General features: G+C 26.7%; 22 protein-coding genes. 3 read left to right on the top strand and 19 right to left on the bottom strand.

All coding sequences use genetic code 11. The annotated features are described in order from the left end of the window. Window positions 1-8 precede the first annotated feature (8 nt). From IPK06_09870 to IPK06_09790, 17 genes are all read right to left on the bottom strand, one after another. A complete protein-coding gene (locus IPK06_09870) occupies window positions 9-248 on the bottom strand; it encodes a hypothetical protein (GenBank protein ID MBK7980282.1) in 240 nt (79 codons plus the stop codon). A 301-nt stretch (window positions 249-549) separates the two neighbouring features. Then, complete coding sequence (pilO, locus tag IPK06_09865) at window positions 550-1,080, bottom strand: type 4a pilus biogenesis protein PilO (GenBank protein MBK7980281.1); 531 nt, start codon at window positions 1,078-1,080, stop codon at window positions 550-552. After that, window positions 1,070-1,552, bottom strand: a complete 483-nt coding sequence (locus IPK06_09860; protein MBK7980280.1) for a PilN domain-containing protein — start codon at window positions 1,550-1,552, stop codon at window positions 1,070-1,072. Before IPK06_09860 ends, pilO begins: the two co-directional genes overlap by 11 nt. 8 nt (window positions 1,553-1,560) lie before the next feature. Further along, window positions 1,561-2,583, bottom strand: coding sequence for a hypothetical protein (locus IPK06_09855; GenBank protein MBK7980279.1), 1,023 nt, complete (start codon window positions 2,581-2,583; stop codon window positions 1,561-1,563). A gap of 20 nt (window positions 2,584-2,603) precedes the next feature. Beyond that, window positions 2,604-3,026, bottom strand: a complete 423-nt coding sequence (locus tag IPK06_09850) for a type II and III secretion system protein (GenBank protein ID MBK7980278.1) — start codon at window positions 3,024-3,026, stop codon at window positions 2,604-2,606. After that, complete coding sequence (locus IPK06_09845) at window positions 2,960-3,580, bottom strand: hypothetical protein (GenBank protein ID MBK7980277.1); 621 nt, start codon at window positions 3,578-3,580, stop codon at window positions 2,960-2,962. The genes IPK06_09850 and IPK06_09845 overlap by 67 nt, the downstream gene beginning before the upstream one ends. Window positions 3,581-3,600: 20 nt before the next feature. After that, window positions 3,601-4,116, bottom strand: a complete 516-nt coding sequence (locus tag IPK06_09840; GenBank protein MBK7980276.1) for a hypothetical protein — start codon at window positions 4,114-4,116, stop codon at window positions 3,601-3,603. Beyond that, window positions 4,101-4,475, bottom strand: coding sequence for a hypothetical protein (locus IPK06_09835; GenBank protein ID MBK7980275.1), 375 nt, complete (start codon window positions 4,473-4,475; stop codon window positions 4,101-4,103). Before IPK06_09835 ends, IPK06_09840 begins: the two co-directional genes overlap by 16 nt. A gap of 28 nt (window positions 4,476-4,503) precedes the next feature. Continuing rightward, on the bottom strand, window positions 4,504-5,910 hold the full coding sequence (locus IPK06_09830) for a type II/IV secretion system protein (protein ID MBK7980274.1): 1,407 nt from the start codon (window positions 5,908-5,910) through the stop codon (window positions 4,504-4,506). 76 nt (window positions 5,911-5,986) lie between these two features. Continuing rightward, complete coding sequence (locus IPK06_09825; protein ID MBK7980273.1) at window positions 5,987-6,490, bottom strand: prepilin peptidase; 504 nt, start codon at window positions 6,488-6,490, stop codon at window positions 5,987-5,989. Then, window positions 6,480-6,647 (bottom strand): hypothetical protein, encoded by a 168-nt coding sequence (locus tag IPK06_09820; protein ID MBK7980272.1) that lies wholly within the window; start codon window positions 6,645-6,647, stop codon window positions 6,480-6,482. Before IPK06_09820 ends, IPK06_09825 begins: the two co-directional genes overlap by 11 nt. 138 nt (window positions 6,648-6,785) lie before the next feature. Continuing rightward, window positions 6,786-7,046 (bottom strand): hypothetical protein, encoded by a 261-nt coding sequence (locus IPK06_09815; GenBank protein MBK7980271.1) that lies wholly within the window; start codon window positions 7,044-7,046, stop codon window positions 6,786-6,788. 2 nt (window positions 7,047-7,048) lie between these two features. Then, window positions 7,049-7,459, bottom strand: a complete 411-nt coding sequence (locus IPK06_09810) for a prepilin-type N-terminal cleavage/methylation domain-containing protein (GenBank protein ID MBK7980270.1) — start codon at window positions 7,457-7,459, stop codon at window positions 7,049-7,051. Between the two features lies 1 nt (window position 7,460). Beyond that, complete coding sequence (locus IPK06_09805) at window positions 7,461-8,456, bottom strand: type II secretion system F family protein (protein ID MBK7980269.1); 996 nt, start codon at window positions 8,454-8,456, stop codon at window positions 7,461-7,463. Window positions 8,457-9,046: 590 nt separating this feature from the next. Beyond that, the gene (locus tag IPK06_09800) at window positions 9,047-9,391 is read right to left on the bottom strand and encodes a type II secretion system protein (protein ID MBK7980268.1); all 345 of its coding nucleotides are present in this window, start codon (window positions 9,389-9,391) and stop codon (window positions 9,047-9,049) included. After that, window positions 9,379-10,674, bottom strand: coding sequence for a hypothetical protein (locus tag IPK06_09795; GenBank protein MBK7980267.1), 1,296 nt, complete (start codon window positions 10,672-10,674; stop codon window positions 9,379-9,381). The genes IPK06_09800 and IPK06_09795 overlap by 13 nt, the downstream gene beginning before the upstream one ends. A gap of 144 nt (window positions 10,675-10,818) precedes the next feature. Next, window positions 10,819-11,100: a hypothetical protein gene (locus IPK06_09790; GenBank protein ID MBK7980266.1), complete on the bottom strand. Its 282-nt coding sequence runs from the start codon at window positions 11,098-11,100 to the stop codon at window positions 10,819-10,821. 123 nt (window positions 11,101-11,223) lie between these two features. Here IPK06_09790 and IPK06_09785 point away from each other — a divergent pair, with 123 nt between their 5' ends. Continuing rightward, window positions 11,224-12,342: a hypothetical protein gene (locus tag IPK06_09785; protein MBK7980265.1), complete on the top strand. Its 1,119-nt coding sequence runs from the start codon at window positions 11,224-11,226 to the stop codon at window positions 12,340-12,342. After that, window positions 12,332-13,009: a response regulator transcription factor gene (locus IPK06_09780; GenBank protein MBK7980264.1), complete on the top strand. Its 678-nt coding sequence runs from the start codon at window positions 12,332-12,334 to the stop codon at window positions 13,007-13,009. Before IPK06_09785 ends, IPK06_09780 begins: the two co-directional genes overlap by 11 nt. A 567-nt stretch (window positions 13,010-13,576) precedes the next feature. On the opposite strand, the gene IPK06_09775 is transcribed toward IPK06_09780, so the two are convergent. Next, window positions 13,577-13,822 carry a hypothetical protein gene (locus IPK06_09775; protein ID MBK7980263.1) on the bottom strand — a complete coding sequence of 82 codons (246 nt, stop codon included), beginning with the start codon at window positions 13,820-13,822 and terminating at the stop codon, window positions 13,577-13,579. Window positions 13,823-13,838: 16 nt separating this feature from the next. Further along, entirely contained in the window at window positions 13,839-14,012 is a 174-nt protein-coding gene (locus tag IPK06_09770) for a hypothetical protein (GenBank protein MBK7980262.1), read from the bottom strand. 697 nt (window positions 14,013-14,709) lie between these two features. Here IPK06_09770 and IPK06_09765 point away from each other — a divergent pair. Next, window positions 14,710-15,276 (top strand): hypothetical protein, encoded by a 567-nt coding sequence (locus IPK06_09765; GenBank protein MBK7980261.1) that lies wholly within the window; start codon window positions 14,710-14,712, stop codon window positions 15,274-15,276. The last annotated feature ends 11 nt before the right edge of the window (window positions 15,277-15,287 follow it).

The raw sequence follows: 15,287 nt of genomic DNA, 5'->3' as shown, positions 1-15,287 counted from the left end.
GATTAAATCTAAGGCATTGGAACATTATCATTTTGAAAAGTGTTTTGGTTATTTGTTTGTGAAGAATTATTAACTGATATAGTTTTTATTTCATTATTCTCTTTGATTTTTATATCTGAAGGAGTAATATTCAAAATTTTTATTGACTTGTAATCCATTCCTTCTTTAAGAAATACTGTTTGATTATCCGTTTGATCAACAATTACCAAAGTTTTACTGTTATTGTTAATTAGAACTCCATTAACCATAAAATTAAGAGTTTCTTTTGGTTCAACCGGTTTTGGAGGTAACTTTCTTTCTACTTTTACAACTTGAATTGGGTTTTAAAACAAATGGGTCTCTCTCTAATTTTTCATATGTAATTTTATCATTTGAATTAATATTAGAGGTTTTTTTATTTAAAGATAGCAATGCAGTATCTTCAACGATTTCAACAGGTTGCTCTTCATCATTACTAAAATGATTTATCACTTTAAAATATTAAAGACCAAATTACAAGAACAACAACAAGTAATAACAAGAAAACTGGATCTTTTGCTTTGGTGAATTTCATAAGTTTAGGTAAACGTCTAATAATAATTTTGTGTTCAACGTTTCTTTTGTTGCTGTTTTAGGGATACTTGTTAATTTATTTACTAAAATTACTTTTGATGAATATTCTAAAAATCTGGTGAAATTATAAAGCTGTTCATAATTAGAAGTAATTTCAATTTCAACAGGCTGCAGCCATAACTTATCTTCTTGTTTTAATTTAAGAGCTTTTATTGATGATATTTTAATATTGGATTTATTTGCAATATTATTGAGATACTGCATTACAGTTGAAATATTTTTATCGTCTTCGTAATTAGAAACAATTTGTTTTAACTGGCTTACAAGATTTTTATTTATTAAGGATTGCTCCTTTATGTTGTTATCAATACTACTTGTCTCTTTAAGTTTAATCTTATCACTTATCACGTTAAAAGTTTGTGAGCCTAAATTCAAAAATCTAGGCATAAATTCAATTACAATTACAAAAACAGTAAAACCAATAATACTGATATTAATATTTTTCCATTTTTTATTTCTAATTTTCATTGTACTTAGACGAAAATGAAAAATCAACCATATTATTATTTGGAAGCCTAACATTATTTTTATAATTAGTTCTATCTTTTGAGTTTGCATATTCAAGAGATACATTTGTAAAGTTTTTTATTTCTTCCATTTTTTTTATAATTTCAGCAACATCAGTTTGTGAATAAGCTATACCTTCTATCTTTATATCCAATCCTTTTTCAATTTCATTTATAGTTAGATTTGTAAGGCAACTTTTATCGTTTATTCCATCATTTAACGAGTTTAATATCTTTGAAAAAACCACTCTTTTACTTTTTAACTTATTAAGCATTGAGAGGTTACTGATTAATTTTGCATTCTCATTTTTATAATTTTCAAGCATCTTTGTTTTCGACTCTACTTCCACTAAGTCATTTTCATTGTTTTCTATTACTTTGTTTATAATATTCTCTCCCAAATAAATTGAAAGTAGAAGAATAATTAGAGCCACACCGAAAGTTAGACAATTCTTAAACTGGTCTTCTTTTCTAATAATTCATAGTTATTGGAAGAAATATCCGGAGGTAGTAGATTGATAGAATCATCCTTTCCTGTAAAAGTATTATTTAGTGCAATTGCAAGCTTTAATTTTTCAATATTTAATATATCTGGATTTACATTTTCAGTAAAAAATACTGATTTCACAATTGATTTATAATTATCATTATCTTTATTATTAGAGACAGTAAAAATATTCAGCTCGCTTTCGTATTCATTTATAAATGATGATAAATTCTGTTTTATTTCTGTTAATCCATTTGATATTGAATTATTTTTAAGTTCAATTCCTTTAATGACTGAATTAATATTTGATAAAAAAGTTTCACCAAATATTAAATTATGTTTATTGTCAGAAAAAGTATAAATAATTTTCTCCTCTCGAAAACTTAGAAATAACTTATATTTATCTTTAATAATTTCAATTAAGTGAAGTTGAAGAGGGATAGGGGAAATTTTAATAATTGTTATTCCAGTAACCTGGCAAACCTTTGTTAACGATTCTATATAATTTCTTCTGGCAATGACTAAGTAATAATAATCATTATCTTCATCTTCAAAATATTTTTCATAAGAAAAAATAAAGTCATCACTTACTCTTCCTTCAGGTAAAAACTTATCAGTATTTTCTTCAAACCATAATTCATTATCCTCAGCATCTTTAGGTAATTTAATTGTTTTAAATCGAAAATCATTTATTCCAATGATTATATAAGTTTCATATAGTTCATATTTTTTAACAAATTGCTTCAGATGTTCGGTTACAAGAGATAAATCATTTCCGAAATAAATATTTTCAGAAAATAATAAGTTAATAGATTCAATCAACTTCGATTTATTAATTCGGTAAAGCGGTTCTTTTATTTGCACATAATATAGTTCTGCAACATCTTTATGTATATCCAGTACTATAAATTTTCTAATTCCGGAAATTCTGAAGAAGCTTAGATTTTTTATATATTTTGTAAAAACATTATTAGGCATAAGTCAACTTTGTGAGTTTATTAATTCATGCCATAGTTAACATATTCCACACCAAATTCATCGGCATAAAATATATGCGGTGTTAGATATATCATTAATTCTGATTTCCCGGTTTGTTTACTTCTGGTTGTAAATAATTCACCTAGTATTGGAATATCTCCAAGTAGGGGAACTTTGCTGATAGTTGTATTTTCGGTTTCCTGTATTAAACCTCCTAAAACAATTGTTTCTCCGTCCTTTAATCTAACAGTTGATTCCAAGGTTCTCGTATTAATCGAAGGAATTTTGTTTTTATCCGGAGAAAATTCACCGGAAGGAGTTTGAAAATCCGGTTTAATTTCTACAGTTAATTGGTTATCCGGACCAACCCAAGGTGTTATTTCAAATGAAATAAAAGCTTCAATTTTTTGTAATGATTCCTTTCCAAAAATGTTGAGCTTAATTGATTCGTGACCGGCATTATTTCATTGAAAATATAATTTTGAGTCGTTCCAATTTTGAGAGATGCTGTATGACCATTAAGTGTTGAAAGTAATGGTCTTGATTTTATATTTGCAATACCATTTTCTTCCAGCATTTTTATATTTGCAAAGAAATCTCCTGGTAATTTTCCCAATTTACCTATATCAAGGTCCAGTCCGAATATTTTCAAACTTGCAACATCAGTTAAAAATTTATTTATTCTATTCCCACCGGCAGTAGCATTTATTCCGGGAAACCAAGAATCCTGCTGCATTAGTTTTGTAGAATCTCCACGCCCTAATGTAACTCCAAGTTCAAACAAATCGTCTAGATTATAATCCACTACCAAAGCTTCAATCATTACTTGAGGAACTGGTTGATCAATTGATTTTATATAATCCATCATTGAATAAATGTCATCATTATTGCCCATCAGCACTAAACCGTTGTGTTCAATTGAAAGACTTACTGTTACAGTTGGGAATAAGTTTTTAGGAAGATTTTTAATTAGTTCATCAGCTCTAATATGTTCCAATTTTACCAGCTTAACATTATCTAGATTTTTAACATCTTTTTTCCAATTATATAAGTTCCATTTTCCAACTTAAAAGTAAATTCCGTTCCTTTAAATAAATAGTACATTGCAGACTCAATAGGAACTTCTCTACATTTAATTGTAACGTTCGCTTCCGGCTTAATCAATTTTATCATCTGCAAATTTAATTGATAAGTAATATCATCAAGTATTTTATCCAAACTGGCATTGCTTACATCAAGTGTGATTTTTTTATTTACGGCACTAACCCAATAAGGTGAATTTCGATTATTCAAATTTGGATCTAGACTGGAAAAATAGGATGACCTTGTTATATAAAATATTGAATCCTTTTCAGAAATATAAAACCCGTTGTTTTGCAATAAATTTTTAAGTCCGATTTTAAATTTTACTTTGTTTAACTCACCACTAATTTTGCCTGAAGTTCCATTTGAAATTAAAAAATTCCTTCCGGTTGCTTCTCTTAATTTTTCAATAAATTTACTAATTTCTGCTTCTTTTAGAATAACATCCATCTCTTCATTAATTTCATCATATATAACAATTGGTTCAGGAAGTTTAGAGGTTCCGGTGGTTTTGGTGGAATAATTACTTTTGTCTTAACAAAAAATCTGTTCTCGTCAAATGCAAATTCTAAATCATTATCTTCAGCTATTATTTTAACTGCATCAAACACACAAATTTTAAATAATGCAACAGAGGCTCTTTTGTTGATTTGATTATCCAGCATAATGTTAGTTTCATATTCTAAGGCAATCCCGCGAAAAATATCTCTTATATCTGTATCTTTAAAATTTAATGCCGGTATTATAGAATAACTATTCGGCGGAATCTTTAAGGAATCCGTTTCATTCGCATTGATTGAAGAATACAAAAATAGAATTATGAATATAACTAAGTGTTTATGTTGTTTCACGTAAGACTTCTTCATAAGATGTAATTCCGTTTTTAATTTTTTCCATTCCGGATTGTCTTAGTGTTATCAATCCATTTTTTAAAGCTATTTCTTTAACTTTTTTAGAAGATGCTCTTTCGGTAATTAATTCTCTTAAGTCATCATTTATTTCCAACAATTCATATATCGCAGTTCTACCTTTATAACCGACATAATTACATTTTTCACAACCGTCAATTGATGGAACAACAACGTCTTCAAAATTATTTGCATCACTTTTTTTTATCTCTTTACATCTGCAAAGTTTCCTTACCAGTCTTTGAGCAACTATCAATTTAACTGAAGCTGAGACTAAGAATGGTTCAACACCCATATCAATCAACCTTGTAATTGCTGATAATGAATCATTGGTATGTAATGTACTGAATACGAGATGCCCGGTAAGTGAAGCACGAATAGCGATTTCAGCAGTTTCTTTATCTCTTATCTCACCAACCATAATTACATTTGGATCTTGTCTTAAAAATGAACGGAGAGCGTTAGCAAAATCAAATCCAATGTCATGTTTTACATTACATTGATTTATGCCGTCAATATTATATTCTATTGGATCTTCTATGGTAATTATATTTTTTTCTGAAGTATGGATATGTTTCAATGCTGCATATAAAGTAGTTGTTTTACCGCTACCGGTTGGTCCGGTAACTAGAACCATTCCATAAGGAGCAACGATGGTGTTTGTTAAAATATTATATTGATGATCTGACAAACCAAGTGTTCTCAAATCTAAATTAAGTTGCGATTTATCCAATATTCTTAAAACAATTTTCTCACCAAAACTTGTCGGAATCGAAGAAACTCTTATATCAATAATGGTTCCTTTAAAATTAAATTTAATCCTGCCGTCTTGAGGCCTTCTTTTTTCAGAAATATCAAGGTTAGCCATAATCTTTAATCTACTTGCAATTGGTAAGCTTCTATTATTTGGTAAACTGGAAACCTCTCTTAGTTGTCCATCAATACGATACCTTATTCTAAAAAGTTTTTCTAATGATTCAAAATGAATATCGCTTGCTTTAAGGCTAATTGCATTAGAAATAGCTTGGTTTACATACTCAACATTTGAGTGTTCTGAGTCAAGAGTTTCAGTTACAATTTCATTCCCATTACCATTTTTGTTCGGGTATAATATTTTTAATTTGCTCAAGATACTTTCAGTAGGATATTCAATTGCTTTTATTTCATAACCGGTTTCAAAGGAAACATCATTTATTAATTTAATATTAAATTTACTTGGTACTGCCAAATGAAGTTTATTGGCCTCTATTTTTAACGGCAAAACACAATTCTCAAAAGCAAATTTTTGAGATAATATAGAACTTAAATCTTCGGTAATTGTTATTGATTCCGGCATTAAATACTCATAAAATATTGTTTGTAAATATTGATTAAGCTGTCATCTATTAGCATTAATAAAAAATATCCTAGGCTTATAAAGGTTCCAAATGGAATTTTTTGTTCATACCTTTTACTACACCAGTGGATAAAATCATTTTTAATACAATCTCATCTTGTAAATAAATAAGATTTATAATGGTTATGAATAGTAGAATTCCTAAAAGTAAATTTGGAATTATAAATTTTATTAAATCAATGACTGCAATAAGGAACATAATAAAGAAAACAAAAAAATTAGTAATAAATAAAAAAGTTAATCCGAATTTTAAGTAAAGTATTACTGCTAATAATCCGGTAAATAACTCAACAATAAAGTATCTTGTTGAAATCTTCTTATCACATTTATTGCATTTACCTCTTTGGTATAAAAAACTTGCTACTGGAATAATTTCAAATAGTTTCAATTTTTTTTCACCACAAAAACAATACGATCTTCCGAAATCAAATTTCTGATTATTAATAAAATATGAAATAACATTATTTCCAAAACTTCCAAAAGCCAATCCCGAAATAAAAATAATCAACTCAACAGCCATCATTTAATCCTTTAACTATTTTTTTTGCTATTGAATCTAGGACATCAATTACATTTACTTTTTTTGATTTACCTAGAATATTTATGAGACCAACCACATCTCCGGTTTCTGAAGATATTATTCTGCAGGCTACATTAATTTTGTACTCTGTTTCCATTCCAATTAGTTCAGTATTTGAATATTGTTGGATTCTTCCAGTAATAATATATTTTGCATTTAATAGTGAACTAAGTTTATTTATTTCTGAAAAAGTAAGATTTGTTGGATTTTTATTTCTAGTTCATGAAATGCTTCTTTAATTTTTTGATTTATCAACAATGAAATAATCTTTATCTAAAAAAAGTTCATCTGATAATTTTTCAGAGAATAAACTTCCCGAAAAAGATGGTAGAAAAGGACCTTGTTTTGAAAATGGAAGGACTGCAATATTCACACTATCAATCCGTGCTGTTAATTTAATATCAGGTGATTCAATGTTATAAGAAGAAAAGATACTGCAGTATTGAAGCAATATCATAAAAAGTAAGCTAATTATTATTACAAATATTTTTTTCATATTTAATCCGGGGTTGTTTCCATAATAATACCATCCTCCTTTACTTCCCAAACATTATATCCGCCGTCTCCATCAAAATCAACTACTGAAGTAGCCGTAGCTAAAAAAGAACCAATTTCAGCATTTTTAATCTCAACAATATATCGAGCTGTTCCATTTTCTGTAATCAATTTTTCTTGTTCAAAACCTATTTGACTAAGATCATTTGAATATTTATCGTATTCGAATTTATATGCTTTCTCAAGCATATAAACTTGTTTAAGACTAAGTTTTGCCTCTGTAGCTTTTGCTTTATTAACAACTGGCATGAGACGTGGCAGAGCTAGAAGTACAAGAACACCAATTATTACTAAAACAACCATCAATTCAGTTAATGAAAAGCCATCTTGTTTTTTATAAATATTTTTGAACATATTAAACTCCCAGGTAATTAATTATCTCAAACATTGGTAAATACATCGCAACTAAAACAACAGCAATAATACCTCCGACAAATAAAATTAGAACCGGTTCTATAAACGATGTCAAATTATCAAGCTTATGATCAAATTCTTCGCTATAATATTCACTAATGAGTTGAAATACATTAGTCAGTTCTGCACTTGCTTCACCGGCAGCTAATAGTTTTGTAAATGTAAAATCAAAAAATTTTGAATTTTTTATATTATCCGTGAAACTTTCACCTTTGATTAATTTTTTTAACAGCTTTGATATTTCTAACTGGAATTGAGAATTTGAAGTTACGTTTTTTGAAATTTTTAATGAGTCAACAAGAGTTACTTTGCTCTTAAGTAATATTGACATGCTTAAAGAAAAACGGGCAAGTAAATTCATTTTATATAAACTAGATACAAGAGGAATTTTTAGAATTAATATGTCAATGTAATTTCGTCTGAAAGCATAAGATTTTAATAATGAACGAATACCAAATGCAGAAAGTATCAGTGTTACAATAAGAATGAAATAATTGTCAATCATAAATTTGCTGATATCAAGCAAGAATTTTGTTAATGCTGGAATTTTTGCTTTTACTGATACGAATAAAGATTCAAAAGTAGGTATTAGGAAAAATAACATAAAAAATATTACACCAATTGAAATAACAATTACGAAAATAGGATATCTAACCGCCTGTACTATTTTTTTCTTTAAGTTCACAAATTTTTCTTGATAGACAGTAAAATCGGAAATTACCTCTGCCATATAGCCGGTTTCTTCAGCAACTTTAAGATTTGCTATGTAGATGTCTGAAAATATTTCAGGGTATTTTGAAAAGCTTTTTGATAAAGAATTTCCAGTTTTTACATCATGTATAATTTTTTTAATAATTTCTTTGAAGTTTTCATTTTGAATTTGTTGATTAATAAGTTGCAAAGCATCAATGACAGAAAGTTTTGAGATTAGCAACAAGCTCAGTACTCTGTTAAATTCAATAAATTCTTTATTTGATATTTTTTTGAACAAATTCAAATTGTAATATTCCTAAACCTATTAATACCTATATTTGGATTAACATAATACAAACTAAAAGTATTGTGATTTTTCATAATATCAATAGTTAACTCCAGTATATCTTTAGAAGAAATAGTATTTTGCTGCTCATTAAAATTAAATCCTTCAACATTGTCCTTATTTATTTTAATAATTCTTCCGTCTTGCATATTAAAAACAAGATCGTAATCATTTATATTCTTGATTGAATATACTTTGCGAAGTGAACACGAATCTTGATTTATTAAAACAGTATCATGATCATCAACTACGCATAAGTATAAATTTTCTTTTTTTCAAAATAATAATGATCGGCTTTATTTAATGTTGTTTCCAGTTTTAATAAGAATTCATTGACAGTTTGTCGTTCATCCAAATTTTTCGTAGTTGATGAAACAAATTTGGAAGCAAATAGAAAAAGGTTACTAGAACAGTAAATAGCATAAAACTTATGTTTATTCCTACAATAATTTCAATGATTGTAAATCCGTTTATGTTGTTGTTCTGTTTCATTTAATATATAAAACTGATAATGATAAAATTTCTTTCTTCCCGGAATCACTCGCGACTGTAACAACGGCTTTATAAATATTTGATTCCGCTTTAATATTTCTAATAACTTTCAAATTACCTTTCTGATTAAAATAACTTGTATCTGTAGTTGTTCTGAAATTTATTGATGTGTCAATTTCTTGCTTAGCAAGCAACAGCGCATCGCTTTTTAATAAAATTTTGGAATTTGCAAAAATCTGGTTAAAAAACATTACTGAAAATGTCACTACTAAACCAAGTATGATAATTCCAACTAATGCTTCCAAAATTATATATCCTTTTTGATTCTTTAGTTTATCCATGTTTGTTTTAATATCCTAAAATCGTCCGTCTTTTCGAAACCAACTGGAATTAAAAAATCCTTATCAAGCTTTTCTCTATCGATTTTGACATCAACAAGCCAGTTTATATATTCCGTAGGTTCCTTATAATACCAGAAAGCATAAGTGTAGATTAAACCATAAATATTACCGGAAATTGTAGCATAATTTTCGCTGTAAACAAGTCCTTGAACTGTTGAAACATCATCAATTTCAATTATATTTTTATTGTTAGATAATCCAGTTGTGGAATTGACAAGAAGTATAGCACCGTTAATAATACTTGAATTAATTTTAATTTCATTTTTTAGATTCGTTTCTTCAGAAAGATCTGAATAAAGAGCTAAAATAGAAGGATATTTAAATTGAACCCCAGTAGTTTCAATTCCTTTTTTTGAAAATAGCTGAATGTTCTTGAATTCTGATCCTTCTTTAATTATAATTTTTTTTTCTGCAGAAAGAATGATGTTTTCAAGCTGAGAATTACTTTCTATTGTTATTGAAGAATCTGTTCTGATATTAAGATCAATATTTGAATAAGTTGAGGAACTAATAACAACTTCACCATAAACAGAAAAATTTAATTTAACGTTTTTAAGTGATGTTAATTTACCTGAAAGTATTAGATTTTGGCTAACATTTATATTAGGTATGTTGGTTAAATCTGAGAAAGTATATTCGTTAAGTTCAAAATTGCCATCAATAAATTTATAAATTATGCTGTCAGAAGTATTTTTTGAAAATTGTTGAAGAATTAAGTTTTCGTTGAAAAGTTTTGGATTTATATTTTCTTGAACAATGATTTTACCATTTTGAAAATCTCTAGAGGCGGTACTTTTACCAGATATTCTTCCGATTTTAATTTTATCAGATGTGAGCAATAAATCACCGTTTATTTTAGTATTACCTGCAACTGAAGCACGCAGATTTTCTTTAGAAATTATTAGTCCAAATTGAAATTGTTCATCAATCTTATCGGCAAGTAAATATTTTATTTTTGAGGAATCATTATTGTCTTTTGCCGTCACAACTATTTCGCTGAATAAACCTTTGTAACTTGGACTAATACTAACATTTATTGAATCTATTTTTATAAATAATTCTGAATTTGTAAATGATATTTTTTTAGAAATAAAAGTTTGTAAAGCTGAGAAACAAGCTAGATCGAGTTTACTTTTATTAATTTCTTTTTGAATGGTAGAATTATAAAAGAATATAATTGTAAGAATACCGAACAGCATAATTGTTACTAGTAATACAATCATTAGAATTGAAGGTAAAACAAAACCCGAATTACTTTTAAAATAGAATTATGTTTTGTATGTACTTTGATTAAGTTCAATTAGCTTAAATCCAGTTATGATTTTTCATTAAATAAATAGGAAAATATTTAATTCAATATTGATTTGTTAACTAACATATGAAGGTAAAACCTCAAGTAAATTCCTTGAAACTACAGATGGGTCTGTTCTAATAATTTTTTTATCATTTTCATTTATTACAGTTAAATATATTTTCCCGACATTTTGAATATTTACAAAGTATTTATATAAACCACCTTCTATATGTTTGATAGCATAATCAACAGCAACAGGTGACCAACCCATAAATTGATTCCTTAGGGTGACAATCTCACCTCGTTGATTCCTTTCAATTTTAATAACTTCTCGTTCCAAAGTATTTTTACTCATTTTTAGAAATAATATACAAACAATTGTTAAGATACGAATCAGTAGTACTACTGATTTAATAAAAAAAAATTTTCTATATTTTTATTAATAATAAATATTAATGAGTAATCAGCGTAAACGAAATTGAAACCAGATCATATATTTGACATATTTTTTAGTTTAGAAAATCCAGCCATGTATGCTCTTGTTTTCATTACAATGATTTTGATTTTAGTATTCTTGATTAAACGAGAGTTTATACATCCACTCACTGTTAGAAAAAGGAAACTTGAATTTGAAAATGCAAAACTAGCTGCATTGTACTCAGAAGTTGATCCAGATCCAGTAATTCGGATAGATAACACTTGGAAATTAATTGATATGAATAATTCAGCTAAAAATATTTTTGGTAGTGATAAAAACTCAATTGCAATATTAATAAATAAATTTAAAGAAAATTTAAACGATCAGAGTAATAATATTGTAAAAATTAAAGAAAATTTTTACACTTCAACAATAAAAGAAATTGAAGAATTGGAGTTTAAACACATTTATTTACATGATATAACTCTAAGAATTAATTATGAAGAAAAAATTAAAAATTATCAAGACAACTTGAAAATGTTAAGAACAAAAGTTGACACGGTTAATGAAGAGGAAAAAAAGAAACTTGGAAAAGAATTGCATGATAGTGTTGGGCATAGTATTTCACTTTTGAAACTTGATTTACAAAACATACTAGACTCTGAGAATATTAGTATTAGTCGAAATGAATTTAAGGAAATATTTCATTCAATGGATGAATTAGCCAAGGAAGTTCGAGATATTTCTCACGAATTAAAACCTCCAATATTATATGAATTTGGACTTTTAGCTGCAATTCAATCTTTAGTCGATAGGATAAATAATAAAACGAGTATTCAAGGTTATGTAACCTATAATACAAAATTTAGAATTGAGTATCAGGATATAGAATTACAAATATACAGAATTTGCCAAGAAGCATTGAACAATATTGAGAAGCACTCATGTTGTTCTGAATTTAACATTGATTTCTATTTTAAAGATAATTTTTTACAAATATCTATTTCAGATAATGGGAATGGCTTTGATATAGAATCAGATTATGAAATGAAAGTACCTTCTTTAGGTTTGCTTAATATGAAAGAAAGAGCCGAATCCTTTGGAGGCACATTCGAAATAGACTCAATAATTAATATGGGAACTACTATAAACTTGGAGTTTAATTTTAATGAAAAATAAAACTATAAGAGTATTTATTGCTGATGATCATAATTTATTTAGAGAGGGTATTATTACACTTTTAGAGAAACAAAATGATATTATTATAGTAGGAGAGGCTGAAGACGGATTTTCTTTGATAGCTCATTACAATGAGAAAAAGCCGGATATTCTTTTAGCTGACATTTCAATGCCAGGTAAGAATGGACCAGAAGCAGTAAAATCAATTAAAAATGGGAATAAGGAGATTAAAGTTTTGTTTCTCTCACAACATACAAGTGATGATTACATTTTTGCAGTAATTCAGTCAGGAGGTAATGGTTTATTAAGTAAAAATTGTATGAAATCGGAATTGATTTTAGCAATTAATACAGTGATGAAGGGAGAAAAATATTTTTTAGGAAAAACTCAAAAAGAATTAGATGCAATAATGAATAGGTTTAATTTACTCAGTAATAAAAAATCTAAAGAAAACACAGATGTTTTAACGAAAAAGGAAAAAGAAGTATTGATTTTGGTGGGTGAAAACAACTCAAGTAAGGCAATCGCAGAAAAATTAAAAGTATCAATTCGGACAGTTGATTCTCACAGAATGAGTATAATGGCAAAATTGCAATTAAAATCATTACCCGGATTTATTATGTTTGCCCGCGATTTTGTTAGAGAACAAAATTCAGTAAATTTATAATTTATTAATTCTCTTTATATTGATTGAAACACCTTTTTTTGCAATTATTAAAAATATTTTAATTATAATCTCCGCAATCATGCCTGCAAAATAAATTGCTATTCCAATATTCACATTCTTAATTAAGGCAGTAAAATTAATAATTATTATCACTTCATAAAGTATCAATCCAATAGTTATAAAATCCAAAACATCTTGATGTACAATTTTCCTAACTAATATACGAAGAAATAAAAAGATTAAAATAATGTTTACAAATAAAACAAAATATTGTTGAAGTGTTGAAGTTGAATGGTAATTAAAAATTAATATAAAAAAAAATCCTAGTATTATCTTTGATTTCCATCGATTAAAAAAATCTTTATTAATTGAAAAAATCAGAAAATAATTTATCGGAATCCAATAAAATTGGCCTGATGAATGAAAAAAATACCATATTATTATACCTAAACAATCATTTACTGCAAGCAAGAAAAAGTAATATTTAAAATTATTTCTTATATATAAAACAGCAAGAATAATAGAAAACGTAATCGACGTTAAGGTTATTATGTGATAAGTAATCATTTAGTTACAATAAGGTGGACACGGGGTTGAATATTCCAACGTATAATTTCCATTAGTTATTGAAAATACATTTTTTCTATTTTCAAAATAAGTTTGTGTGTTACCACCCTTAATTAAAATCTCTATAACTTTACTCTTACTATACATATGAAATACTTCGCTTGATTCAATAGCAATTGTATTTGGAGAAATTACTTTTCTTTGATCACCCAATACAGTCAATTTATCATTTTCTAATTTAAACATAACTTTATCTAATGTATTATTCAACCATTCTTTTTAAAATTGAACTTGAAACAGTTTTGCTTTCAAGTACTTTTCCAAATAATGAATTTGCTTCATTTGCTGTAAAAATTTTACCAATTTCTTGTCCATAAGTTGAATTAATTAATAATATAAAAATGACAAAAAAAAATGAATTTTTTTTGTATAACATGATATTACTCCTTTTTTTGTGAATAAAAAAATCACCCAAATCTAACTCTAAAAGGATCTAAAAAACATCAGTAGTTCTACGGATTTTTACATAATTATTTAAAATCTTTAATTATTGTTTGTTTCAGTTAAAAAGAACTTATTTATTTTTCATTTTTATATATATCGCCTCAACAAAACTCAGTAGTACTACTGAGAAAAGATTGTCAGGTAACAAAATTTTATTTAAAATTTTAAGTATTAACCATTCAAAAAATGATTTAAAACTAACCTAATTTCAATTTCCTCTACTATAAATAATAACCTCAGTAGTACTACTGATTTCAATTAGCAAGTTTTATATTATTTTATATCCAATAGAAAATATTTAAAAAATATTTAATTATTTGGAAGCATTAACTCGACCAAAAAAACTTTAACGATGAAAAACTTATCTATATAAAAAGAAAGTATTAACAGCTAATAATAATTTTGACAAAATAATTATTAATTCTAAAATTTAAGGGTGATGAAATGATAAAGAAAATTGTCGTTCTTGTAATGTTATTTTTTTTAAATGTTATAATTAGTAATGGTTGGGCTAAGGAAACTGATAAGCAATTTTTTTTGAGAAACCAACAGCACAAGAATTTGCGGATGGTTTTTATTTAGTAGAAACTGGAAAATTTGATCTTTATGATGTATTAAATGAAATAGAATTGCTGGGAAATGCCTGTATTAATGGAATTGATAATTTAATCTTTTCAGATAATATAAAACCAAATTTACCGGAATTAATAGGAATTGATGGTGAAAAAGTAAAGGCTTCTAATTTTGTAGTAAATGCAAATAAGGAGTATGCTTTACTTGCTTTAGGGAGAATAAACAGCTTTGATGCATTTGATATACTTTTTAAAGTACTAAATAAATCAGATGATATAAATTTAAAAGCAATATCATTAACACTTCTTGATTCTGAATACAAACAGAAAATTATTGAAGACGATATTGAACCTAAAAAGGAATTAATTAAATACTTTATTGATTATTTAGAGGATTCAACATTTATAAATTATTATGGGACGAAATTAGATAGGATAAGTAAAAATGGCATTAAAAATTGGATTGGAAAAGATTTTGGAGATTTTCAAGATGAAAAGTTAATTGTTGTTGATGATAAAATAAGTTTTGAAAAAATTACTAAGGAGAAAAAAATTAAGTACTGGAATGATATTGAACCTAAAATTAAGTGGAATAAAAAAACAAGTTTATTTGAAATAAATTAAAATTGAACTGA

The organism is Ignavibacteriota bacterium, assembly GCA_016713565.1.
GTDB lineage: Bacteria > Bacteroidota > Ignavibacteria > Ignavibacteriales > Melioribacteraceae.
This window is presented reverse-complemented; position numbering and strand designations above follow the sequence as displayed.

Bases quoted from the DNA above. Each gene is read 5' to 3' on its own strand.
- IPK06_09870 (MBK7980282.1), bottom strand. From the start codon at position 248: ATGGTTAATGGAGTTCTAATTAACAATAACAGTAAAACTTTGGTAATT.
- pilO (MBK7980281.1), bottom strand. From the start codon at position 1,080: ATGAAAATTAGAAATAAAAAATGGAAAAATATTAATATCAGTATTATT.
- IPK06_09855 (MBK7980279.1), bottom strand. From the start codon at position 2,583: ATGCCTAATAATGTTTTTACAAAATATATAAAAAATCTAAGCTTCTTC.
- IPK06_09840 (MBK7980276.1), bottom strand. From the start codon at position 4,116: ATGGATGTTATTCTAAAAGAAGCAGAAATTAGTAAATTTATTGAAAAA.
- IPK06_09830 (MBK7980274.1), bottom strand. From the start codon at position 5,910: ATGCCGGAATCAATAACAATTACCGAAGATTTAAGTTCTATATTATCT.
- IPK06_09825 (MBK7980273.1), bottom strand. From the start codon at position 6,490: ATGGCTGTTGAGTTGATTATTTTTATTTCGGGATTGGCTTTTGGAAGT.
- IPK06_09820 (MBK7980272.1), bottom strand. From the start codon at position 6,647: ATGGAAACAGAGTACAAAATTAATGTAGCCTGCAGAATAATATCTTCA.
- IPK06_09815 (MBK7980271.1), bottom strand. From the start codon at position 7,046: ATGAAAAAAATATTTGTAATAATAATTAGCTTACTTTTTATGATATTG.
- IPK06_09810 (MBK7980270.1), bottom strand. From the start codon at position 7,459: ATGTTCAAAAATATTTATAAAAAACAAGATGGCTTTTCATTAACTGAA.
- IPK06_09800 (MBK7980268.1), bottom strand. From the start codon at position 9,391: ATGGATAAACTAAAGAATCAAAAAGGATATATAATTTTGGAAGCATTA.
- IPK06_09795 (MBK7980267.1), bottom strand. From the start codon at position 10,674: ATGATTGTATTACTAGTAACAATTATGCTGTTCGGTATTCTTACAATT.
- IPK06_09790 (MBK7980266.1), bottom strand. From the start codon at position 11,100: ATGAGTAAAAATACTTTGGAACGAGAAGTTATTAAAATTGAAAGGAAT.
- IPK06_09780 (MBK7980264.1), top strand. From the start codon at position 12,332: ATGAAAAATAAAACTATAAGAGTATTTATTGCTGATGATCATAATTTA.
- IPK06_09775 (MBK7980263.1), bottom strand. From the start codon at position 13,822: ATGTTTAAATTAGAAAATGATAAATTGACTGTATTGGGTGATCAAAGA.
- IPK06_09770 (MBK7980262.1), bottom strand. From the start codon at position 14,012: ATGTTATACAAAAAAAATTCATTTTTTTTTGTCATTTTTATATTATTA.